Annotated in this window: 18 protein-coding genes; 16 read left to right on the top strand and 2 right to left on the bottom strand. The window is 73.8% G+C overall.

Going from position 1 to position 21,538, the window contains the following annotated elements; genetic code table 11:
• Positions 1–135: 135 nt before the first annotated feature.
• From infB to ABIB16_RS01835, 7 genes are all read left to right on the top strand, one after another.
• Complete coding sequence (gene infB / locus ABIB16_RS01865) at positions 136–2,937, top strand: translation initiation factor IF-2 (protein ID WP_134376966.1); 2,802 nt, start codon at positions 136–138, stop codon at positions 2,935–2,937.
• Positions 2,938–3,017: 80 nt separating this feature from the next.
• Entirely contained in the window at positions 3,018–3,470 is a 453-nt protein-coding gene (rbfA, locus tag ABIB16_RS01860; protein WP_073116937.1) for a 30S ribosome-binding factor RbfA, read from the top strand.
• 13 nt (positions 3,471–3,483) lie between these two features.
• A complete protein-coding gene (gene truB / locus ABIB16_RS01855; protein ID WP_078026112.1) occupies positions 3,484–4,449 on the top strand; it encodes a tRNA pseudouridine(55) synthase TruB in 966 nt (321 codons plus the stop codon).
• Entirely contained in the window at positions 4,446–4,814 is a 369-nt protein-coding gene (locus tag ABIB16_RS01850) for a hypothetical protein (protein WP_002855305.1), read from the top strand. Before truB ends, ABIB16_RS01850 begins: the two co-directional genes overlap by 4 nt.
• Before the next feature lie 11 nt (positions 4,815–4,825).
• On the top strand, positions 4,826–5,257 hold the full coding sequence (locus ABIB16_RS01845; protein WP_036314984.1) for a hypothetical protein: 432 nt from the start codon (positions 4,826–4,828) through the stop codon (positions 5,255–5,257).
• Positions 5,257–6,234 (top strand): bifunctional riboflavin kinase/FAD synthetase, encoded by a 978-nt coding sequence (locus tag ABIB16_RS01840; RefSeq protein WP_041104239.1) that lies wholly within the window; start codon positions 5,257–5,259, stop codon positions 6,232–6,234. The genes ABIB16_RS01845 and ABIB16_RS01840 overlap by 1 nt, the downstream gene beginning before the upstream one ends.
• The gene (locus ABIB16_RS01835; RefSeq protein ID WP_044658602.1) at positions 6,231–7,073 is read left to right on the top strand and encodes a class I SAM-dependent methyltransferase; all 843 of its coding nucleotides are present in this window, start codon (positions 6,231–6,233) and stop codon (positions 7,071–7,073) included. The genes ABIB16_RS01840 and ABIB16_RS01835 overlap by 4 nt, the downstream gene beginning before the upstream one ends.
• Here ABIB16_RS01835 and ABIB16_RS01830 read toward each other — a convergent pair.
• Complete coding sequence (locus ABIB16_RS01830) at positions 7,051–8,055, bottom strand: CPBP family glutamic-type intramembrane protease (RefSeq protein WP_144819961.1); 1,005 nt, start codon at positions 8,053–8,055, stop codon at positions 7,051–7,053. The genes ABIB16_RS01835 and ABIB16_RS01830 overlap by 23 nt on opposite strands.
• A 131-nt stretch (positions 8,056–8,186) precedes the next feature.
• Here ABIB16_RS01830 and rpsO point away from each other — a divergent pair, with 131 nt between their 5' ends.
• The 5 genes from rpsO (at position 8,187) to ABIB16_RS01805 (ending at position 13,772) form a co-directional block, all read left to right on the top strand.
• On the top strand, positions 8,187–8,456 hold the full coding sequence (gene rpsO / locus ABIB16_RS01825; protein ID WP_017488396.1) for a 30S ribosomal protein S15: 270 nt from the start codon (positions 8,187–8,189) through the stop codon (positions 8,454–8,456).
• A gap of 296 nt (positions 8,457–8,752) precedes the next feature.
• Positions 8,753–11,014 carry a polyribonucleotide nucleotidyltransferase gene (locus ABIB16_RS01820; protein WP_061866726.1) on the top strand — a complete coding sequence of 754 codons (2,262 nt, stop codon included), beginning with the start codon at positions 8,753–8,755 and terminating at the stop codon, positions 11,012–11,014.
• Between the two features lie 83 nt (positions 11,015–11,097).
• A complete protein-coding gene (locus ABIB16_RS01815) occupies positions 11,098–12,426 on the top strand; it encodes a M16 family metallopeptidase (RefSeq protein WP_036336783.1) in 1,329 nt (442 codons plus the stop codon).
• 43 nt (positions 12,427–12,469) lie between these two features.
• Positions 12,470–13,261, top strand: coding sequence for a 4-hydroxy-tetrahydrodipicolinate reductase (gene dapB / locus ABIB16_RS01810; RefSeq protein ID WP_135019790.1), 792 nt, complete (start codon positions 12,470–12,472; stop codon positions 13,259–13,261).
• Complete coding sequence (locus ABIB16_RS01805; protein ID WP_036315008.1) at positions 13,254–13,772, top strand: hypothetical protein; 519 nt, start codon at positions 13,254–13,256, stop codon at positions 13,770–13,772. The genes dapB and ABIB16_RS01805 overlap by 8 nt, the downstream gene beginning before the upstream one ends.
• 17 nt (positions 13,773–13,789) lie before the next feature.
• On the opposite strand, the gene ABIB16_RS01800 is transcribed toward ABIB16_RS01805, so the two are convergent.
• Positions 13,790–15,067 carry a heparan-alpha-glucosaminide N-acetyltransferase domain-containing protein gene (locus tag ABIB16_RS01800; RefSeq protein WP_354436014.1) on the bottom strand — a complete coding sequence of 426 codons (1,278 nt, stop codon included), beginning with the start codon at positions 15,065–15,067 and terminating at the stop codon, positions 13,790–13,792.
• Between the two features lie 41 nt (positions 15,068–15,108).
• Between ABIB16_RS01800 and dapA the strand changes: the two genes are divergently transcribed.
• From dapA to ABIB16_RS01780, 4 genes are read left to right on the top strand one after another with little or no spacing between them, the layout of a single operon-like run.
• Positions 15,109–16,026, top strand: a complete 918-nt coding sequence (gene dapA / locus ABIB16_RS01795; RefSeq protein ID WP_135019725.1) for a 4-hydroxy-tetrahydrodipicolinate synthase — start codon at positions 15,109–15,111, stop codon at positions 16,024–16,026.
• A gap of 14 nt (positions 16,027–16,040) precedes the next feature.
• A complete protein-coding gene (locus ABIB16_RS01790; protein WP_002856517.1) occupies positions 16,041–17,726 on the top strand; it encodes a ribonuclease J in 1,686 nt (561 codons plus the stop codon).
• A 54-nt stretch (positions 17,727–17,780) separates the two neighbouring features.
• On the top strand, positions 17,781–20,924 hold the full coding sequence (locus tag ABIB16_RS01785) for an FtsK/SpoIIIE family DNA translocase (protein WP_354436013.1): 3,144 nt from the start codon (positions 17,781–17,783) through the stop codon (positions 20,922–20,924).
• Entirely contained in the window at positions 20,921–21,535 is a 615-nt protein-coding gene (locus ABIB16_RS01780; RefSeq protein WP_060974316.1) for a CDP-alcohol phosphatidyltransferase family protein, read from the top strand. The genes ABIB16_RS01785 and ABIB16_RS01780 overlap by 4 nt, the downstream gene beginning before the upstream one ends.
• Positions 21,536–21,538: the final 3 nt, after the last annotated feature.

Here is a 21,538-nt window from a genome sequence, read left to right as displayed (position 1 = left end):
TATCAGGCAGGCCGTGGTGCGCGTGCCCTGGTGGCGCGCGCGACGGCCTGGAGCAACGTCAACGGTCCCAGGACGCGCTGAGACGGACAGCCCGAGCGGCTCCGTTCCGGCCCGTGGGGCCAGAACAGGAGAACCGTGGCCAAGGTCCGCGTCCATGAGCTCGCCAAGGAGCTCGGCATCACCTCGAAGGAGGCCTTGAGCACGCTCAAGGACCTCGGCGAGTTCGTCAGCTCGGCTTCGTCCACCATCGAGCCCCCGGTGGTCAAGAAGCTGCGCAACGCCTACCCGGGTGCCGGCAAGTCCGCCGCCAAGCCCGGTTCCACGCCCGCCGCCCCGGGCCGTTCCGCCGCGCCGAAGCCGGCGGCCGCCCCGTCGCCGCGCGCCGCGGCCCCCACGTCGAATGCCGGCGCCCCGGCGCCCGGTCCCGCCGCGGGCCGCACCGCCGCGCCCAAGCCGGGCGCCGCCCCGACCCCCGGCCCCGCCGCACCGACGCCGGCCGCCCCGGCCGAGCCGAAGGCCCCGCAGCCGCCGGCCACGCCGGGGTCGGCCGCGCCGAAGCCGGGCGCCGCCGCGCCCAAGCCGGGTGCCTCCGCGCCCAAGCCGGGCGCCCCGCGTCCCGGCAACAACCCGTTCAGCCCCAAGGGCGGCTCCGCCGGGCCTCGCCCGGGCGCCCGCCCGGGCGGCCGTGGCGGTGCTCCGCGTCCGGGCAACAACCCGTTCGCCCCCTCGCAGGGCATGCGCTCCGGTCGTGAGGACCGCGCGCCTCGTCCGGGCGGCCCCCGTCCGCCGGCCGGTGCCGGCGGTCCCCGTCCGGGCGGTCCGCGCCCGGCCGCGGGCGCCGGCGGTCCCCGCCCCGGTGGGCCGCGTCCGAACCCGGGCATGATGCCCAAGCAGATCACCCCGGCCCCGCAGCCGGCCCGCGGCCGTGGCCGTCCGGGCGGCGGCCCCGGTGGCGGCCCGGGTCGTCCCGGCGGCCCGGGCGGCCGTGGCGGTCGCGGCAACGCCCAGGGCGCCTTCGGGCGCGGCGGCGGCCCGCGCAAGGGACGCAAGTCGAAGCGCGCGAAGCGCCAGGAGTTCGAGCAGCAGCACACGCGTGAGATCGGCGGCGTCAAGGTCCCCAAGGGTGACGGCACCACCGTTCTGCGCCTGCGCCGCGGCGCGTCCCTGGCCGACTTCGCCGAGAAGATCCGCGCCGACGTCGCCGACCTGGTGAAGGTGCTCTTCACCCTCGGCGAGATGGCCTCGGCCAACCAGTCCCTCGACGAGGAGACCTTCCAGCTGCTCGGCGACGAGCTGGGCTACAAGGTCCAGATCGTGTCCCCGGAGGACGAGGACAAGGAGCTGCTGGAGGCCTTCGACATCGACCTCGAGGCCGAGGCGGCCAACGAGGACGAGGCCGACCTCGAGCCGCGCCCCGCGGTCGTCACCGTCATGGGCCACGTGGACCACGGCAAGACGCGTCTGCTGGACGCCATCCGCTCCTCGAACGTCATCGAGGGCGAGGCCGGCGGCATCACGCAGCACATCGGCGCCTACCAGGTGCCCGTGGAGCACGAGGGCGAGCAGCGTCGCCTCACCTTCATCGACACCCCGGGTCACGAGGCGTTCACCGCCATGCGTGCCCGCGGTGCGAAGGTCACCGACATCGCCGTGCTGGTGGTGGCGGCCGACGACGGCGTCATGCCGCAGACCGTCGAGGCGCTCAACCACGCCCAGTCGGCCGGCGTGCCGATCGTGGTGGCGGTCAACAAGATCGACAAGGACACCGCCGCCCCGGACAAGATCCGCGGTCAGCTCACCGAGTACGGCCTCGTGCCCGAGGAGTACGGCGGCGACACGATGTTCGTGGACGTCTCCGCGCGCAACAACATCAACATCGACCAGCTGCTCGAGGCGATCCTGCTCACCGCGGACGCCGCCCTCGAGCTCACGGCGAACCCGCACAAGGCCGCCCGCGGCGTGGCCATCGAGGCCAACCTCGACAAGGGCCGCGGCGCCGTCGTCACCGTGCTGGTGCAGACCGGCACGCTGCGCGTGGGCGACACCATGGTGGTGGGCTCCGCCCACGGCCGTGTGCGCGCCATGTTCGACGAGAACGGCAACGCCGTGGAGGCGGCCGATCCGTCGCGTCCCGTCCAGGTGCTCGGCCTGTCCGCGGTGCCGCGTGCCGGCGACTCGTTCCTCGTCACCGACGACGAGCGCACCGCCCGCCAGATCGCGGAGAAGCGCGAGGCCGCGGACCGCAACGCCCAGCTGGCCAAGCGCCGCAAGCGCATCACCCTGGAGGACTTCGACCAGGCCGTGGCCGAGGGCAAGCTGGACACGCTCAACCTCATCATCAAGGGCGACGCGTCCGGTGCCGTCGAGGCGCTCGAGGACTCGCTGCTCAAGATCGAGGTCGGCGAGGACGAGGTGCAGCTGCGCGTCATCCACCGCGGCGTCGGCGCCATCACGCAGAATGACGTGAACCTGGCGACCGTGGACAACGCCATCATCATCGGCTTCAACGTGCGCCCCGCCGAGCGGGTCGCCGACCTGGCCGACCGCGAGGGCGTGGACATGCGCTTCTACAGCGTGATCTACGACGCGATCGATGACATCGAGAACGCGCTCAAGGGCATGCTGAAGCCGGAGTACGAGGAGGTCGAGCTCGGCTCGGCCGAGGTCCGCGAGGTGTTCCGCTCCTCCAAGTGGGGCAACATCGCCGGTTCGCTCGTGCGCTCGGGCCTCATCCGCCGCAACGCCCAGGCCCGCCTGGTGCGCGACGGCGTGGTGGTCTCCGATCACCTCAAGATCGAGTCGCTGCGCCGCTTCAAGGACGACGCCACGGAGGTCCGCGAGGGCTACGAGTGCGGCATCGGCCTGGGCAGCTTCAACGACATCAAGGAGGGCGACGTGATCGAGACCTTCGAGATGCAGGAGAAGCCGCGCGTCTGACGGCCGGGGCGGGGGCCCGCACGGGCCCCCGCCCTCCGCGTCCCACCCTCTGAACCATCACCACCGGAAGGAACCGCACCATGGCCGATCCGGCACGCGCCGGCCGCCTGGCCCAGCGCATCAAGGTCCTCGTGGCCGAGGCGCTGCGCCGCGGCGTCAAGGACGACCGCGTGGAGCCCGTCACCGTGACGGAGGTCCGCGTGACCAACGACCTGCAGCACGCCACCGTCTACTACACCGTCCTGGGCGACGAGGCCACGGTGGCCGCCGCCCACGAGGGCATCCAGGACAACCGCGGCATCCTGCGCCGCGAGGTGGGCCGCGGGCTCACCATCCGCCTGGTGCCCACGCTCGAGTTCGTGGCGGACACCGTCCCCGAGGCGGCCGCACACCTGGAGGACGTCCTCCGCGCGGCCAAGGAGCGGGACGCCGAGCTGGCGAAGGCGCGCGAGGGCGCGTCGTACGCCGGTGACGCGGACCCGTACCGCAGCGCGGAGCCGGACGCCGACGCCGACGACGCCCCGCGCGCCTGAGGCCCGCGGCACGGTGAGCGCTCGCAGCACCGGGGGACAGGCCCCCGACGCGCCGGGAACGGAGGCGTCGGGGGTCGTCCTCGTGGACAAGCCGCAGGGGTGGACCTCGCACGACGTCGTCGGGCGGGTCCGCCGGCTGGCGGGCACCCGCAAGGTGGGCCACGCCGGCACCCTGGACCCCATGGCCACGGGCCTGCTCGTGGTCGGCGTCAACAAGGCCACGCGCCTGCTGACCGCCATCACGGGCACGGACAAGACGTACACGGCCACGATCCGCCTCGGGCAGTCGACCGTCACGGACGACGCCGAGGGAGAGGTCGTGCAGACCCGGCTGGCCAACGCCGTCACGCCCGAGCGCGTCGCCGAGCAGGTCGCCGCCCTCACGGGCGAGATCCTGCAGGCGCCCTCGGCCGTCTCCGCCGTCAAGGTGGCGGGCCGGCGCGCCTACGACCGCGTCCGAGCGGGTGAGGACGTCACCCTCGACGCCCGCCCCGTCACCGTGCACGAGTTCACGGTGCACGAGCTGCGCCGGCTCGACGGCGGCCGGCTGGTCGACCTCGACGTCACCGTGCGCTGCTCGTCCGGGACCTACATCCGGGCGCTCGCCCGCGACCTGGGCGAGGCCCTCGAGACCGGCGGGCACCTCACGGCGCTGCGCCGCACCGCCGTCGGCCCGTTCGACGTGGCCGACGCGCTCTCGCTCGAGGCCCTCGCGGAGCGCTTCGCGATGACCGAGCTCTCCGAGGCCGCCGCCGGGCTCTTCCCGGTGCGCGAGCTGACGGAGCACGAGGCCCACGAGCTCGCCTTCGGGCGGGTCGTGGCGCCCACCGGCACGGGTGAGACGCTCGTCGCCGGGCGCGCGCCGGACGGCCGCGTCATCGCCCTCGTCTCCGACGTGCGCCGCCGCGGCGCCGACGTCGCCAAGCCCCAGCTCGTGTTCGCCCCGGCCGAGGGGCCGGGACAGGGAAGGACCGCATGATCCTCGACGCCTGGTTCTGGACGGGACTGGTGATCGGTGCCGTCTCGTTCGTGGTCTGCGTGGTGATGACGGCGATCCGCCGCCACCCCGCGGACGCCTCGATCCTCTCGGTGGCCGCCGTCGAGCTGTTCACGCTCGTCTATGCGGCGGCCGCCGCCGTCCGCCAGCTCGGCGGGGACACCCTGAACGGCCCCGGCTGGGAGTTCTGGGGCTACATCCTCACCGCCCTGATCGTGCCGGTGATCGCCGTGGGCTGGGCCGTCACGGACAAGACCCGGTGGTCCAACCTCGTGCTGGCCGTGGTCGGGCCCACGATCGCCGTGATGCTGCATCGCATGCAGGTCATCTGGTTCGGGCAGTGGTGAGGAGGATGGACATGGCACCCAGCGACGGCGCCCCCGCGCGCAACCAGGGTCTCGGCCGGATCATCGTCATGGTCTACGCGGTGTTCGCCCTCTCGGCGAGCGCGCGCAGCCTCTTCCAGATCCTCACGCAGTTCGACGCCGCCCCCGTGGCGTACACGCTCTCCGCGGTCGCGGCGGTCGTGTACATCGTGGCGACGTTCGCGCTCGCCCGCTCCGGCGCGCGCGCCTGGGCCGTGGCGCTGGGCGCCGTGCTCGTGGAGCTGGCCGGCGTGGTGGGCGTGGGCCTGTGGACCGTCCTGGATCCGGGGATGTTCGCCCACGACACCGTGTGGTCCCGGTTCGGCGCGGGCTACGGCTATGTGCCGCTCGTGCTGCCGGTGGTCGGCCTGATCTGGCTGCTGACGCACCGCCCCGCCCGCCCGGCCGAGGCGGGGGCGCTCTGATGCGGGTCTGGAACAGCCTGGACGAGGTCCCCACGGACCTGCCGCGCACCGTGGTCACCCTGGGCAACTTCGACGGCGTGCACCGCGGCCACCGGGAGGTGCTGCGCCGGGTCGTCGAGCTGGCGCGGGCCCGCGACGCCCTGGCCGTGGCCGTGACCTTCACCCCGCACCCGCGCGCCGTGCACCATCCCGAGGTGCCCCACGTGGACATCATCAGCCCCGAGCAGCGGGTCGTCCTCCTGGACGAGGCGGGTCTGGACGCGGTGCTCCTGCAGCGCTACACCCTTGAGTTCGCGGACCAGTCCCCGGAGGAGTTCGTCCGCGGCATGCTCGTGCACGGGCTGCACGCCGCCGTCGTGGTCGTGGGGCACGACGTGCGCTTCGGCCGAGGCAACACCGGCGACGTCGCGGAGATGGTGCGCCTGGGGGCCCGCTACGGCTTCGAGGTCGAGGCCGTCGAGGAGTTCCCCGCCGAGCACGGGGCCGAGCCGGAGCGCCGTTGCTCCTCGACCTGGGTGCGCGAGGCCCTGGCCGCGGGCGACGTCGCTCAGGCCGCGGCGGTCCTCGGTCGGCACCACGTGCTCGCCGGCGAGGTGGTGCACGGGTTCGCGCGCGGCCGCGAGCTCGGCTTCCCCACGGCGAACCTCGAGACGGATGTGCAGGGCATGATCCCGGCCGACGGCGTCTACGCCGGTTGGGTGCACGACGCGCACGGCGGGGTGTGGCCGGCCGCGATCTCCATCGGCTCGAACCCCACGTTCGAGGACGTCTCCCGCGTGGTGGAGGCACACGTGATCGACCGCCACGACGAGCGGGTGGAGGACTTCGACCTGTACGGCCAGCACATCGAGGTGGAGTTCGTGGCCCGGCTGCGCGGGATGGTCGCCTACGAGGGCGTCGAGAAGCTCGTGGCGCAGATCACGCAGGACGTGGACGAGGCCCGGGCGATCCTGGCCACGACCCCCTCCGACCGGTGAGCGCCCCGGAGCCGGGCGCTCCCCCCGCTGTGCCGAACCTGCCGGGGCGCCCGGCCCGGGCCCGTCGGGCCGGGCCCAACCCCTTCGAGACCGGCGGGGAGCACTACGACGCCGTCCGCCCCTCCTACCCGGCCGCCGCGGTGGACCGCGTCCTGGCGGGCACCGCCGACGGCGCGGACGTGGTGGAGCTCGGGGCCGGGACGGGACTGTTCACCCGGCTGCTCGCGGCCCGCCCGGCGGACCGGGTGCGGACGGTGACGGCCCTCGAGCCGTCGGCGTCGATGCGCGCCGTCCTGGAACGCGAGGTCGCGGCCGGCACGGGCGGGCGGGTGCGCGCCGTGCCGGGCACGGGCGAGGCCACGGGCCTGCCGGCGGCGAGCGCCGACGTCGTGGTGGCGGCCCAGGCATGGCACTGGATGGACCCGGCCGCGGCGAGCGCGGAGGCCGCACGGGTGCTGCGCCCGGGCGGGCGCCTGGCCGCGGTGTGGAACCAGCTCGACACGGCGGTGCCGTGGGTGCACCGTCTCACCCGGATCATGCACGCCGGGGACGTGCACGCCGCCCGGCCGGAGCAGCGCCGGTTCGCCGCCCCGTTCGGGGCGGAGGAGCACGCGCGCTGGGCGTGGACGCAGCCCATGACCGCGGCGGGGCTGCACGGGCTCATGGCCTCGCGCTCGTACTGGCTGCGCGCGGACGAGCGGATCCGGTCCCGGATGACGGCCAACCTCGACTGGTACCTGCACGAGCACCTGGGCCATGCGGCGGACGCGGTCCTGCAGGTGCCCTACGTGACGGTGGCCTGGTGGGCGGCGCCGGTCAGGGGCGGGCGCCCACGGTGACCGGGACCGTCCGGGCGATCCCGGCCCGCCGCGCCTGCCAGAGCAGCAGCGCCGTGGCCACCGCGACCACCGCCACCGAGAGCAGCGTGGCCGCCGGGGAGCCGGCGGTCTCCGCGCCCACGTAGCTGTCCTCGACGGTGCCCACGAGCGTGCCGACGGCGATGATCACCACGTTGTTGACCACGTGCAGGGCGACGGCGGCCTCGAGCCCGCCCGTGCGCCACGTGAGCAGGACGGCGGCGACGGCGAACGCGGCGAGGTCCAGCAGGATCCACGGGTCGAGCGAGCCGTGGGCGAGCGAGAAGGTCGCCGCCGAGAGCACCGCGGTGACCGCGGCAGCCACGACCGGCCGGCGGATCCACGTGCCGACGGCCAGCAGCAGCCACCCGCGGAACAGGTACTCCTCGCCCGCGGCCTGGAACGGGGTGAGCACGAACGCCATGACGAGCAGCCAGACCCAGTCCTGCGCGCGCGGGGCCGTGGGGGCGCCGTCGAGGGCCCACGTGCCCAGCACGTAGGCGAGGAACAGCGGCGTCAGCACGACGACGCAGCGCGCCAGCCAGCGCCAGCGCACGCGGCCCTCGACCGAGTGGACGAAGCGCGCGGCGACGGGGTGGCCCAGCGCCACGGCCAGCAGCGCGACCCCGATCAGCGCGGCGAGCAGGAGGTTGTTCAGCAGCACCATGGGCGCGGAGTACAGGTCGAGGTCGGTCACGTCCGTCGGGTCGGCCGCGCCGAGCAGCGCGGGCCCGGACGTGGCGATCAGGGCGAGAGCGCCCAGCACGCCCCCGAGCACGAGGAGGCCCACCAGGCCGGCCAGCACGAGGCCGAAGGACGCGAGCGGGTTCCACCATCGGGCCCGCGGCGTGCGCAGCAGCGCGGGGTAGCCGTGGCCGATCAGCGGCAGATCCAGGGGCGGCGCGGGCGGCCGGAGGGGGAACGAGGGCGGGGCCGGGGAGTGGGGGACCGGTGGGGTGCTCACCGGGCCAGGGTAGGCGATGCGGTAGACTCGACCCTCGGCCTCCCTGCAGTCCGCGGTGGGGTGGGCCCCGCGTCGTCCGCCCCGGCGGGGCGCGGCCCGTGTTCGCGGTACCGAAGTGAAGGAGGCCCACCATGGCCCTGGATCCCGCTGTCAAGCAGCAGATCATCAAGGAGTACGCCACCCACGAGGGCGACACCGGCTCCCCCGAGGTGCAGATCGCGGTCCTGTCCCGCCGCATCAAGGACCTGACCGAGCACCTCAAGGAGCACAAGCACGACCACCACACCCGTCGCGGCCTGATGGCCCTGGTCGGTCGCCGTCGTCGCATGCTCGGCTACCTGCAGAAGGTCGACATCGAGCGCTACCGCGCGCTGATCGAGCGCCTCGGCCTGCGCAAGTGACCTGAGGAGGCGGCGCCGGAGCCCGCGGGAGACCCGCGAGCGCCGGCGCCGCCTTTCGTCTGCCCCCGGACGCACGTAGTGTGTCCCGGGGGAGAGATCGCCGCAGCCTGCGGCACTCCGGCGCGCCATGGCGCGCATCCCCGCATCATCGACACACCCGACGGCTCCGCGCCCATCGCTCGCGGTCCTCGACAGTGGCTCCCGGACCCCGCCGCACGGCGGGATGCCGAGGGCCTCGATCGAAGACCAGGGGGACAGGGACGCCTGCGGCGCCGTCCACCTGAAAGGAGGCCCTCATGGAGGGTCCTGAGATCACCTTCGCCGAGGCCGTCATCGACAACGGCTCGTACGGCAAGCGCACCGTCCGCTTCGAGACCGGGCGCCTCGCCCAGCAGGCCGCCGGCGCCGCCATGGTCTACATCGACGAGGAGACGTCGATGCTGTCCGCCACCACCGTCGGCAAGTCGCCCCGCGAGGGCTTCGACTTCTTCCCGCTGACCGTGGACGTCGAGGAGCGCATGTACGCCGCGGGCCGCATCCCCGGCTCGTTCTTCCGCCGCGAGGGCCGCCCGTCCACGGACGCGATCCTCACCTGCCGCCTGATCGACCGCCCGCTGCGCCCGGCGTTCGTCAAGGGCATCCGCAACGAGGTCCAGGTCGTCGTGACCGTCACCTCGATCGCCCCGGACGAGATCTACGACACGGTGGCCATCAACGCCGCCTCCCTGTCCACGCAGCTGTCCGGCCTGCCGTTCTCCGGCCCCATCGGCGGCGTGCGCATGGCCCTCATGGACGACGGCTCCGGCACGCGCCAGTGGGTCGCGTTCCCGAAGCACTCCCAGCTCGAGGGCGCCGTGTTCAACATGGCCGTGGCCGGCCGTGTGGTGGGCGACGACGTCGCCATCATGATGGTCGAGGCCGAGGCGACCCCGGACTCCTGGACCCTGGTCAAGGAGCGCGGCGCGCAGGCGCCCACCGAGGAGATCGTGGCCGAGGGCCTCGAGGCCGCCAAGCCCTTCATCCGCGCCCTGTGCGAGGCCCAGGCCGACCTGGTCAAGCGCGCCGGCAAGGACCCGGTGGACGTCCCCGTGTTCCAGGACTACCAGGACGACGCCTACGCCGCCGTCGAGAAGCTCGCCACGGACCGCCTGACCGAGATCTTCTCCATCGGCGACAAGCAGGAGCGCGAGTCGGCCTCGGACGCCTACCTGCTCGAGGTGCTCGAGGAGCTCGCCGGCGAGGGCAAGGACTTCGCCGAGCGCAAGGGCGAGATCGCCAAGGCCTACGGCTCCCTCACCAAGCAGATCGTGCGCCGCCGCATCCTCACCGACCAGGTGCGCATCGACGGCCGCGGCCTGACGGACATCCGCAAGCTGACCGCGGAGGTGGAGGTCCTGCCCCGCGTGCACGGCTCCGCCATCTTCGAGCGCGGCGAGACCCAGATCATGGGCGTCACCACGCTGAACATGCTCAAGATGGAGCAGCAGATCGACTCGTTGGCGCCGGAGACGACCAAGCGGTACATGCACCACTACAACTTCCCGCCGTACTCCACCGGCGAGACCGGCCGCGTGGGCTCCCCGAAGCGCCGCGAGATCGGCCACGGCGCCCTCGCCGAGCGCGCCCTCGTGCCCGTGCTGCCGGCCCGCGAGGAGTTCCCCTACGCGATCCGCCAGGTCTCCGAGGCCCTCGGCTCCAACGGCTCGACGTCGATGGGCTCCGTCTGCGCCTCCACCCTGTCCCTGCTGAACGCGGGCGTGCCGCTGCGTGCGCCCGTGGCCGGCATCGCCATGGGCCTGGTCTCCGCCGAGGTGGGCGGCCAGACCCAGTACGCGGCCCTGACCGACATCCTCGGCGCCGAGGACGCGTTCGGCGACATGGACTTCAAGGTGGCCGGCACCGCGGAGTTCGTCACCGCGATCCAGCTGGACACCAAGCTGGACGGCATCCCGGCCTCCGTGCTGGCCGCCGCCCTGACGCAGGCCCGCGAGGCGCGCCTGCACATCCTGTCCGTGCTGAACGCCGCCATCGACGCCCCGGACGAGATGGCCCCCACCGCCCCGCGGATCATCTCCGTGCGCATCCCGGTGGACAAGATCGGCGCGGTCATCGGCCCCAAGGGCGCCATGATCAACCAGATCCAGGACGACACGGGCGCGGACATCACCATCGAGGACGACGGCACCGTGCTGATCGGCGCCACCGACGGCGCCTCGGCCGAGGCCGCGCGCTCCGCGGTGAACGCGATCGCCAACCCGCAGGTCCCCGAGGTCGGTGAGCGCTACCTCGGCACCGTGGTGAAGCTGACCACGTTCGGCGGGTTCGTCTCGCTCACCCCGGGCAAGGACGGCCTGCTGCACATCTCCGAGCTGCGCAAGCTCAACGAGGGCAAGCGCGTGGACGACGTCGAGGACGTGCTCGGCGTGGGCCAGAAGGTCCAGGTCGAGATCACCAAGATCGACGACCGCGGCAAGCTGTCCCTCTCCCCGGTGGTGGCGGAGTCCGACGCCCTGGCCGAGACCGCGGACGCGATCGAGTCCTCGCAGATCGAGGCCTGATCCGCCCCGCCCGGCCCGGTGACCACGACGGCGCCGCACCCTCCCCGCGAGTGGTGCGGCGCCGTCGTCGCGCATGGGCGAGAATGGCCGTCATGAGTGTTCACCGTGAGATCCCCCTGGACTTCGACGGCGTGCTGGCGGACGAGGGCAACGGTTCCGTGGTGCGCCGCTCCGTGCTGCCCGGCGGCGTCCGCGTGCTCACCGAGGCCATGCCGGACCAGCGCTCGGTGACCATCGGCTACTGGGTGGCCGTCGGGTCCCGTGACGAGTCGCCCGAGGGCTACGGCGCCACGCACTTCCTCGAGCACCTGCTCTTCAAGGGCACTCCCACGCGCACCGCGATGGACATCGCGGCCGCCTTCGACCGCGTGGGCGGGGAGTCCAACGCCGGCACGGCCAAGGAGTCCACCGTCTACCACGCCCGCGTGCTGGACGAGGACCTGCCGATGGCCGTGGAGGTCCTCACGGACATGCTCACCTCCTCCCTGATCGACCCGGACGAGCTCGAGACCGAGCGCGGCGTGATCCTCGAGGAACTCGCCATGGACGCGGACGACCCCGTGGACGTGGCCCACGAGAAGCTCGCCGAGGTCATGCTGGACGGCCACCCCCTCGGCCGGCCGATCGGCGGCACGCCCGAGACGATCCGGGCCGTCACCCGCGACCATGTGGTGGGGCACTACACGCACTGGTACCGCCCGGACGAGCTCGTCGTCACCGCCGCCGGCCACCTCGACCACGACGAGGTCTGCCGCCTCGTCCTCGCCGCCCTGCGCGCCTCGGGCTGGGAGCTCACCCCGGGGGCCCTGCCCGCCCCGCGCCGTGCCGTGGACACCGCCGGGGCCGCGGCCTCGCGGGTGCGGACCGGCACGCACACCGTCACCAAGGCGGTCGAGCAGGCCAACGTCCTCGTCGGCGGCCGCTCGCTGTCCACCACGGACCCGGACCGCTTCGCCCTGGGCGTCATGCAGTCCGTCCTGGGCGGGGGCATGTCCTCGCGGCTGTTCCAGGAGATCCGCGAGCGCCGCGGCCTGGCCTACAACACCTACTCGTTCTCCGCCGGGTACTCCGACGCCGGCTACTGGGGCCTGTACGCAGGCTGCCAGCCGGACCGGGTGGAGGAGGTGGCCGCGCTGATGGAGGCCGAGCTGGACCGGATGGCCGAGGCCGACGTCACCGAGGAGGAGCTCGCGCGCGCCCACGGGCAGATCTGCGGCGGCACCGTGCTGGGCATGGAGTCCACGGGCGCCCGCATGTCCCGGCTGGGACGGGCCGAGCTGGTCACGGGGGAGTACGTGGACCTGGCGGCCTCCCTCGCCCGGGTCCGCGAGGTCGACGCCGGCCAGGTCCGGGCCGTGGCCGCGCGCCTGGCCGCGGGGGACCGGGCGCGCGTCGTCGTCGCCCCGGCCTGACCTCGGCCACGGCCGCCGGGGCGGGCCGCGTAGGCTGGAGGCCATGACCGAGACCCGCACCCCCTCCGCCGTGTCCGCTCCCGACGACGTCCCGCGCGTCGCGATCCTGGGCGCCCGTGGCCGCATGGGCCGCCACGCGGTGCCCGCGGTGCGAGCGGCCGAGGGGCTGGAGCTCGTGGCCGAGCTCGGCTCGCAGGACCGCCTGGACGCGGTGCTCGACGCCGGCGCCACGCACGTCCTGGACCTCACGGTGCCGGACGCCTCGCCTGAGAACGTGGCCTTCGCCGTGGAGCACGGGCTGCACACCGTGGTCGGCACGTCGGGCTGGGTGCCCGAGCGCCGCGAGCGCCTCGAGGCGCAGCTGGCTGAGCACCCGGGGGTGGGCGTGCTGATCGCCCCGAACTTCTCGGTCGGCTCGGTGCTGGCCTCGGCGTTCGCCGCGCAGGCGGCGCGGTACTTCGAGTCCGTCGAGCTCGTCGAGCTGCACCACCCGGACAAGGTGGACGCCCCGTCGGGCACGGCCGTGCGGACCGCCGAGCTCATCGGCGCGGCCCGGGAGGCGGCCGGCGTGCCCGTCTCCCCGGACGCCACCGAGCACGACCCGGACGGCGCGCGCGGCGCCGTCGTCCACGGCGTGCACGTGCACGCGGTGCGCCTGCGTGGCCTGGAGGCGCACCAGGAGGTGCTGCTGGGCGGGCCGGGCGAGCAGCTCGTGGTCCGGCACGACGCGTTCGACCGCGGCGCCTACATGCCCGGCGTCGTCCTCGGCCTGCGGACCGTGGCCTCCCGCCCGGGTCTGACCTACGGACTGGACGGATACCTGGACCTTGGCTGAGCCCTCCCGCACTCCCGACGACGGCGCCGTGGGCCCGACCGAGCCCGCCGCCCGTGCCCGCCGCTCGACCGTGATGAGCAAGGTGTGGGTCGGCTTCGTCTGCCTGCTCGTGCTGCTGTTCGCCGGGTTCGCCCTCAACGCGTCCGTCGCGCTGGTGCGCGCCCCGCAGCCGCTGGCCAAGGCGATCGGCGTGGGCGTCATCCTCGTGGTGCTGGTGACCGTGGCCGTCCTGGCCCGCGAGGTGTGGTTCGGCCGCCAGACCGAACGCCTGGCGGACCAGCTCGAGGCCGAGGGCGGGCTGCCGGAGGACGACCTGCCGCGCTCGCCGGGCGGCCGGATCGACCGGGAGGCCGCCGACGCCCAGTTCGAGCTGTACCGCGTGGAGGCCGAGGCCGCACCACGCGACTGGCGCGCCCGCTACCGCCTCGCCCTGGCCTACGACGCCTCGGGCGACCGCCGCCGCGCCCGCGAGGCGGCCCGGGAGGCCGTCCGCCTGCACCGCGCCGGCTGACGCTACCCACGCGTCGCTCAGCGCCCCCCGACGGCCCGTTCCCGTTCCTCACCCGCCCGGGAGAGCCGGGCCATCACGGCCTCGAGCGGACCCCGTCGGCCGCTGAGCTCGGCGGCCAGCCCGGCCGCGAGGCTCAGCACGACGAGGGCGGCGAGCAGCGCCCCGTCGGCCGGGTCGAGTCCGGTCGCGTCCACGAGCGCGAGCACCACGAGGTGCCCCACGTAGAGCGTGAGCGGGATGCGCCCCGCACCCACGAGCGGGCGCAGCGCGGCGTGCCCGACCAGCGGCCGGGCCAGCAGGCAGGTGCCCAGCACGGCGCCGGCCCAGCCCGCCGCGAGCACGGCGGCCACCACGGACCCGGAGTGCGGGGTCGGCAGGGCGAGCCACAGCGGATCCGGGATCAGCAGCGTGAGCCGCGGCTCGCCCGTGCGCAGCGTGAGCGCCGTCTCGGCCGGGTCCGTGCCGATCGCCGCGGCGACGCGCTCGAGCGTGCCCGGGGCCCGCAGCACCGCCGCGCCGACGACGCCGGCCGCCGCCCACGCCGCGGCCCCGCCGCCGAGGATCCCGGCGGCCACGCGGGGCCGGTCCAGCGGCAGCCGCCCCAGGGCCAGCCCCAGCACGAGGAACGCGCCCCAGGACAGGACGGGGTAGTAGCCCGTGACCGTGAGATCGGCCAGCAGCAGCCCGGGACGCAGCAGGTCTGCGGGGCCGGGGGAGAGCCAGAGCCGCCCGCCCACGAAGAACTCCTGGCGCCCCACGGCGGACTGCGCGGCCGCGACCACCGCGAACACCAGCACCGGCCCGAGCACGAGCCACGCCCCCGCGATCAGGCCCAGGGCGCGGGCGCGCAGGCCCAGCAGGGGCAGCGCGAGCAGGAAGAGCAGGGCGTAGTGGCACAGGATGACGGCCACGGGGACGCCGAGCGTCCCGCACGCGAGCCCGAGCACGAACAGCAGGCCCGCGCGTCGGGCGATCCGGCGGCGCAGCGCCGCGCGCCGGACCCCGGTGGCCGGCGTCGCGCCCCCCGTGGACAGGGCCAGCCCGACTCCGGCCAGCAGGACGAACAGCACCGAGGCGCGTCCGGCGAACCACAGGAACGCCGGGTGCGGCGCCCCGTCCGCCGTCGCCGGGTCGACGACGTGGACGGTGATCATGCCGAGCAGGGCGATCCCGCGGGCCGCGTCGACGCCGGGCAGCCGGCGACGCGCGGGCCGGTCCGGGCGGACGGCGGCGGGGGGCAGGGCGGGACGCAGGGCGGGCTCCTCTCGGGTCGCCGCGCGTCGCGGAGGGGCCACGGACGGCGCGGGCCCCCAGTCTCGCAGGTAGGGTGGGGCCCATGAGTGCCGTCCGTTCCGCCGTCATCCCCTCCGAGCTGCTCTTCGGCACGGTCGTGCCCGCCATGGTCACCCCCATGACGGACGAGGGCGCCGTGGACCTCGAGGCGGCCGCCGCGCTGGCCGAGCACCTGGTGGACCGTGGGGCCGACGGCCTCGTGGTCACCGGCACCACCGGCGAGACCTCCACGCTCACGGACGAGGAGAACGTGGCGATGTTCCGCACCGTCGTCGAGGCCGTGGGGGACCGCGCCCGGGTCGTGGCCGGCACCGGCACCAACGACACGGCGCACACCCTCGAGCTGTCCCGCCGCGCGGCCGAGACGGGCGTGGACGGGCTGCTGCTCGTCACCCCGTACTACAACAAGCCCAACCAGGCCGGCATCCGCGCGCACTTCGAGGCCGTGGCCGACGGCGTGGACCTGCCGATCATGCTCTACGACATCCCGGGCCGCTCCGTGATGCCGATCGAGCCCGCGACGATCATCGCGCTCGCGCAGCACCCCAACATCCGTGCGCTCAAGGACGCGAAGGGGGACCTGCAGTCCACCACCACCGTCCTGGCGCACACGGACCTCGACCTCTATTCCGGCGACGACGGCGCGACCCTGCCGCTCATGGCGCTCGGCGCCGTCGGGGTCGTCTCGGTGGCCGCGCACGCGGCGCCCGAGCTGTACCGCCAGCTCGTGGACGCCGTCCACGCCGGCGACCTGGCCGGTGCCCGTGATCACCACTTCGCGCTGGACCCCGTCCAGCGCGGCATCATGACCCACGTCCAGGGCGTGGTGGCCGCGAAGGCCGTCCTCGCCGCCCAGGGCGTCATCCCGTCCGCAGCCGTGCGGCTGCCCCTCGTCCAGGCCACGCCGGACGAGCTCTCCGTCATCCGAGCCGACCTCGCGGAGGCCGGCATCACCTTCTAGAAGGGACCCGTTCCATGACCGCAGGCACCCGCCTGTCCACCCCGCCCAAGCTCAAGCGGGGCACCTGCCGCATCGTCCAGCTGGGCGGCCTCGAGGAGGTCGGCCGCAACATGGTCACCTTCGAGATCGACGGCAAGATCCTCATCGTCGACTGCGGCGTCCTCTTCCCCGAGGAGCACCAGCCCGGCGTCGACCTGATCCTGCCGGACTTCGACTACATCCGGGACCGGGTGGACGACGTCGTCGGCATCGTCCTGACCCACGGCCACGAGGACCACATCGGCGCCGTGCCGTACCTGCTGCGCCTGCGCGACGACATCCCCGTGATCGGCTCCAAGCTGACGCTCGCCCTGATCGAGGCCAAGCTCGAGGAGCACCGGATCAAGCCGCGCACCCGCGTGGTCAAGGAAGACGACATCGTCGAGTTCGGCCCGTTCGAGTGCGAGTTCGTGGCCGTGAACCACTCGATCCCGGACGCGCTCGCCGTCGCCATCCACACGGACGCCGGCACCATCCTGCACACCGGCGACTTCAAGATGGACCAGCTGCCGCTCGACGGCCGCATCACGGACCTGCGCGCCTTCGCCCGTCTCGGCGAGGAGGGCGTGGACCTGTTCATGACCGACTCCACGAACGCCGAGGTCCCGGGGTTCACCACCACGGAGGCGGAGATCGGCCCCACCCTCGAGCGCTACTTCGCCACGGCGAAGCGCCGCATCGTGGTGGCCTCGTTCTCCTCCCACGTGCACCGCGTCCAGCAGGTCCTCGACGCCGCCCACAAGCACGGTCGCAAGGTGGCCTTCGGCGGGCGCTCCATGATCCGCAACATGACCATCGCGGCGAAGCTCGGCTACCTCAACGTGCCGAACGGGATCCTCGTGGACATCCGCAAGGTGGACAAGTACCGCGACGACGAGATCGTGCTCATGGTCACCGGCTCGCAGGGCGAGCCGATGGCGGCCCTGTCCCGCATGGCCAACGGGGACCATCAGGTGCAGCTGGAGGAGGGCGACCTCGTCGTGCTGGCCTCCTCGCTGATCCCGGGCAACGAGAACTCCGTGTTCCGCGTGATCAACGGGCTCATGAAGCTCGGCGCGACCGTGGTGCACAAGGGCATGGCCAAGGTGCACGTCTCCGGTCACGCCTCCGAGGGTGAGCTGCTGTACTGCTACAACATCGTCGAGCCCGAGTTCGTGATGCCGGTGCACGGCGAGACCCGCCACCTGATCGCCAACGGCCGGATCGCGGAGAAGACCGGCGTGCCGGCCGAGAACGTCATCCTGGCCGGCAACGGCACCGTGGTGGACATGACCGACGGCCTCGTGAAGGTCGTCGGCGAGGTGGAGTGCGGCTACGTGTACGTGGACGGCTCCTCCGTGGGCGAGATCTCCGACTCGGACCTCAAGGACCGCCGTGTCCTGGGCGAGGAGGGCTTCATCTCGATCATCACCGTGGTCAACCGGCAGACCGGCACGATCGTGTCCGGCCCGGACGTCCACGCCCGCGGCGTCGCCGAGGACGAGAAGGTGTTCGAGGAGATCAAGCCGAAGATCGTCCGGGCGCTCGAGGAGGCCGTGCAGTCCAGCAAGGACCACACCGCCCACCAGCTCCAGCAGGTGGTCCGCCGGACCGTCGGCACGTGGGTCAACCGCAAGCTGCGCCGCCGCCCGATGATCATCCCGGTGGTCCTGGAGGCCTGACCCCTCCGGGTCGCCATGCCTGCCGTGTCCGCGGTTCGCGGTAGTTTGGTGGGCATGGCGACCCGTACTTCCCCCACGCGTTCGTCGTCCTCCTCCGCCACGTCCCGCTCCGGCTCCGCCGGACGCCGAGGCTCCGGACGGAAGGGGTCGACCGCGACCGTCCCCGAGGCCGACCGGCCCGCCGCGCCCCTGCGCGCCCTGCACACCCTGTGGATGGGGTTGGCCACACCGGTCGGCGCGGGCTTCCGCAAGCTCGGCCCGGACGTGCGCATCGACCGCGAGGAACGCCGTGACGGCACCGGCCTGCTCCTGCTGCTGCTCGCCGCGCTGATCGCGGCCGTGGAGTGGTGGGGCCTGCGCGGCACCGCCGTCGGCCGCGTGGTGCACGGGGTGGTGGGCGGCACCGTCGGGTGGTTCGCCCTCCTGGTGCCGATCGCGCTGCTCGTCGTGGCCGTGCGCTGCTTCCGCCACGCCACGGACCATCGCGCCAACGGGCGCATCATCATCGGCCTGCTCATGGCCACCGTCGCGGGCTCCGGCATCGCCCACCTCGTGGGCGGCGTGCCCTCGGCCGCCGAGGCCTTCGAGGACATGCTCGGCGCCGGGGGCATGGTCGGCTACCTGGCGACGGCGCCGCTGGCCTCCCTGCTGACACCCGTGCCCGTCTGGGTCCTCATGATCCTGCTGGCCTTCTTCTCGGTGCTCGTGCTCACCGCGACGCCCGTCGGCTCGATCCCGCAGCGGATCGCGGGCGGCTACGACTGGCTCACGGGCCAGGACCCCGAGGGCGCCTCCGAGCAGCGGGCCGCCCGCCGTGCCGAGCGGCGCCGGGCCCGGGAGGAGCGCCGCGAGGCCGAGGACCTCGCCGCCCCGCTCTCCGTGGACGCGGAGACCGGGCGCACCCACCCGGACCACGACCAGTCCTACCTGGACGGCCCGGCCGCCGGCGCCCACGCCGCCGGGGCCTCCCGCCCCGGCCTGTTCGCGCGCCTGTTCGGCGGGCGCCGGGCACGCGAGGAGCAGGCCGCCGACGCCGCCCCGGAGCACACCGCCAGCACCGCCTACGACTCCCCGGTGATCCACGAGGCCGAGGCCGGCTCCCACGCCGCCCCCGAGGCGGAGACCACCCAGGTCCTGCCCCGGCCCGCCCCCCGGCGAGCCGCTCGCGGGGAGCAGGGCGTGTTCGACGCCGAGCAGGCCGCCGCGGACGCGCGGGATGCGGGCCGGGACGCCTCGGACGACTTCGACCCGTGGGTGGACGAGGACGACGCGCCCGAGGACGCGGACGCCGAGCCGCAGCCGCCCGCCGGAGTGCGCCGGCCCACGGCCGCGGACCGTGCCCTCGAGCAGGTCCGCGAGCACGCCCGCGCCCAGCGCGGGGCCGCCGCCCCGGCCGCCGCAGCCCCGGAGGAGGACGCGGGGGAGGACACCCCGTTCGCCCTGGACGACGCCCCACGTCAGGGCTCCGGGGCCGCCGCGCCGTCGTCGTCCTCCGCCGTGCCCGCCCGCACCCCCGCACCGGTGCCGCCGGTGACCGCCGAGCCGGCCCGCGGCACCCAGTCCGAGCTGGGCGGGGACGTGTCCTACACGCTGCCGCAGTCGGCCCTGCTCCCGGCCGGGCCCCAGCCGAAGGAGCGCTCCGAGGCCAACGACCGGGTCGTCGCCGCGCTGACCACCACGTTCACCGAGTTCAAGGTGGACGCCCAGGTCACCGGGTTCTCCCGCGGGCCGACGGTGACGCGGTACGAGGTCGAGGTCGCCCCCGGCACCAAGGTGGAGAAGGTGACGGCGCTGGAGAAGAACATCGCGTACGCGGTGGCCTCCTCGGACGTGCGGATCCTCAGCCCCATCCCGGGCAAGCGCGCGATCGGCATCGAGATCCCCAACACGGACAAGGAGGTCGTGGCCCTCGGCGACGTCCTGCGCTCGCAGGCCGCCCAGCGCACCGACCACCCGATGGTGATGGGCGTCGGCAAGGACGTGGAGGGCGGCTACGTGGTGGCCAACCTCGCGAAGATGCCCCACATGCTCGTGGCGGGCGCCACCGGCGCCGGCAAGTCCTCGTTCGTGAATTCGATGATCACCTCGATCCTCATGCGCTCCACCCCGGACGAGGTGCGCATGGTGATGGTGGACCCCAAGCGCGTCGAGCTCACCGCGTACGAGGGCGTGCCCCACCTGGTCACCCCGATCATCACGAGCCCGAAGAAGGCGGCCGAGGCGCTGCAGTGGGTCGTCAAGGAGATGGACACCCGCTACGACGACCTCGCGGCGTTCGGCTACAAGCACGTGGACGACTTCAACAAGGCCGTCCGGGCCGGCCAGGTGAAGCTGCCGCCGGACTCCAAGCGCGTGCTGCGCCCGTACCCGTACCTGCTGGTCATCGTGGATGAGCTCGCGGACCTGATGATGGTCGCCCCGCGCGACGTCGAGGACGCGATCGTGCGCATCACCCAGCTGGCCCGTGCGGCCGGCATCCACCTCGTGCTCGCCACGCAGCGGCCGTCCGTGGACGTGGTCACGGGCCTGATCAAGGCCAACGTGCCCTCGCGCATGGCGTTCGCGACGTCGTCGGTCACGGACTCGCGCGTGGTCCTGGACCAGCCCGGCGCGGAGAAGCTGCTCGGCCAGGGCGACGCCCTGTTCCTGCCGATGGGCAAGTCCAAGCCCATGCGCGTGCAGGGGGCGTGGGTCAACGAGTCCGAGATCCACGCCGTCGTGGAGCACGTGAAGTCGCAGATGCAGGTCCAGTACCGCGAGGACGTGATCCCCGAGAAGACCGAGAAGGTCATCGACGAGGACATCGGCGACGATCTGGACCTGCTCCTGCAGGCCGTCGAACTCGTGGTCACCACGCAGTTCGGCTCCACGTCCATGCTGCAGCGCAAGCTGCGGGTGGGCTTCGCGAAGGCCGGCCGCCTCATGGACCTCATGGAGTCCCGCGGCGTCGTGGGCCCCTCCGAGGGCTCCAAGGCCCGCGACGTGCTGGTCAAGCCCGACGACCTCGCGGACGTGCTCGCCACCATCTCCGGAGACACCCCGCCCTCGGCCACCTCCGGCGACGGCGACGCCTCGGCGTCGGCCGGTCCGCGCGACCTGGTGCAGGAGGATCTGGACTCGCGCCCGGCCGCCGTGGACTGGAACGATGAGGACGACGACGAGGGATCGGAGGACGCGTGGCAGCTGACGGGCAGATGAGCACGGCGGGTGGGGCGCAGCACGTGTCCGCCTGGAACCTGCCGAACATCCTGACCTCGGTGCGCATCCTGATGGTGCCCTTCTTCGCCTGGGCGCTGTGGGCCGGCGGGCCGTGGGGCGGCGACTCGCTCGTCGCCCGCTGGGTCGCGCTGGCGCTGTTCGCGGCGGCCATGTACACCGACAAGCTCGACGGGGACATCGCCCGCGCCCGCGGGTTGATCACCGACTTCGGCAAGATCGCGGACCCCATCGCGGACAAGCTGCTCACGGGCACGGCCCTCGTGCTGTTCTCCCTGCTGGGCGAGCTGTGGTGGTGGGTGACCATCGTGATCCTGGTGCGCGAATGGGGCATCACCCTGATGCGCTTCGTGGTGATCCGCTACGGCGTGATGCCGGCCGGCCGCGGCGGCAAGCTCAAGACCGTGCTGCAGACCGTGGGCATCGGCCTGCTGCTCCTGCCCCTGGCCCCGCTCGTGGGCGGCTGGTGGCCGTGGGCCGGATGGGTGGTCATCGGGGCCGCCACCGTGCTGACGGTGCTGACCGGCCTGGAGTACGTCAAGGACGCGTGGGTCCTGCGGCGGGACGCGCTCGCCGCCCAGCGGGGGGCCTGAGGC

It is taken from the genome of Micrococcus sp. UYEF5 (genome assembly GCF_040546065.1).
Lineage (GTDB): Bacteria > Actinomycetota > Actinomycetes > Actinomycetales > Micrococcaceae > Micrococcus > Micrococcus luteus.
This window is presented reverse-complemented; position numbering and strand designations above follow the sequence as displayed.

Coding starts and splice junctions, on each gene's coding strand:
- rbfA (WP_073116937.1), top strand. CDS start 3,018: ATGGCCGATCCGGCACGCGCCGGCCGCCTGGCCCAGCGCATCAAGGTC.
- ABIB16_RS01850 (WP_002855305.1), top strand. CDS start 4,446: ATGATCCTCGACGCCTGGTTCTGGACGGGACTGGTGATCGGTGCCGTC.
- ABIB16_RS01845 (WP_036314984.1), top strand. CDS start 4,826: ATGGCACCCAGCGACGGCGCCCCCGCGCGCAACCAGGGTCTCGGCCGG.
- ABIB16_RS01840 (WP_041104239.1), top strand. CDS start 5,257: ATGCGGGTCTGGAACAGCCTGGACGAGGTCCCCACGGACCTGCCGCGC.
- rpsO (WP_017488396.1), top strand. CDS start 8,187: ATGGCCCTGGATCCCGCTGTCAAGCAGCAGATCATCAAGGAGTACGCC.
- ABIB16_RS01820 (WP_061866726.1), top strand. CDS start 8,753: ATGGAGGGTCCTGAGATCACCTTCGCCGAGGCCGTCATCGACAACGGC.
- ABIB16_RS01815 (WP_036336783.1), top strand. CDS start 11,098: ATGGCCGTCATGAGTGTTCACCGTGAGATCCCCCTGGACTTCGACGGC.
- dapB (WP_135019790.1), top strand. CDS start 12,470: ATGACCGAGACCCGCACCCCCTCCGCCGTGTCCGCTCCCGACGACGTC.
- dapA (WP_135019725.1), top strand. CDS start 15,109: ATGAGTGCCGTCCGTTCCGCCGTCATCCCCTCCGAGCTGCTCTTCGGC.
- ABIB16_RS01790 (WP_002856517.1), top strand. CDS start 16,041: ATGACCGCAGGCACCCGCCTGTCCACCCCGCCCAAGCTCAAGCGGGGC.
- ABIB16_RS01785 (WP_354436013.1), top strand. CDS start 17,781: ATGGCGACCCGTACTTCCCCCACGCGTTCGTCGTCCTCCTCCGCCACG.
- ABIB16_RS01780 (WP_060974316.1), top strand. CDS start 20,921: ATGAGCACGGCGGGTGGGGCGCAGCACGTGTCCGCCTGGAACCTGCCG.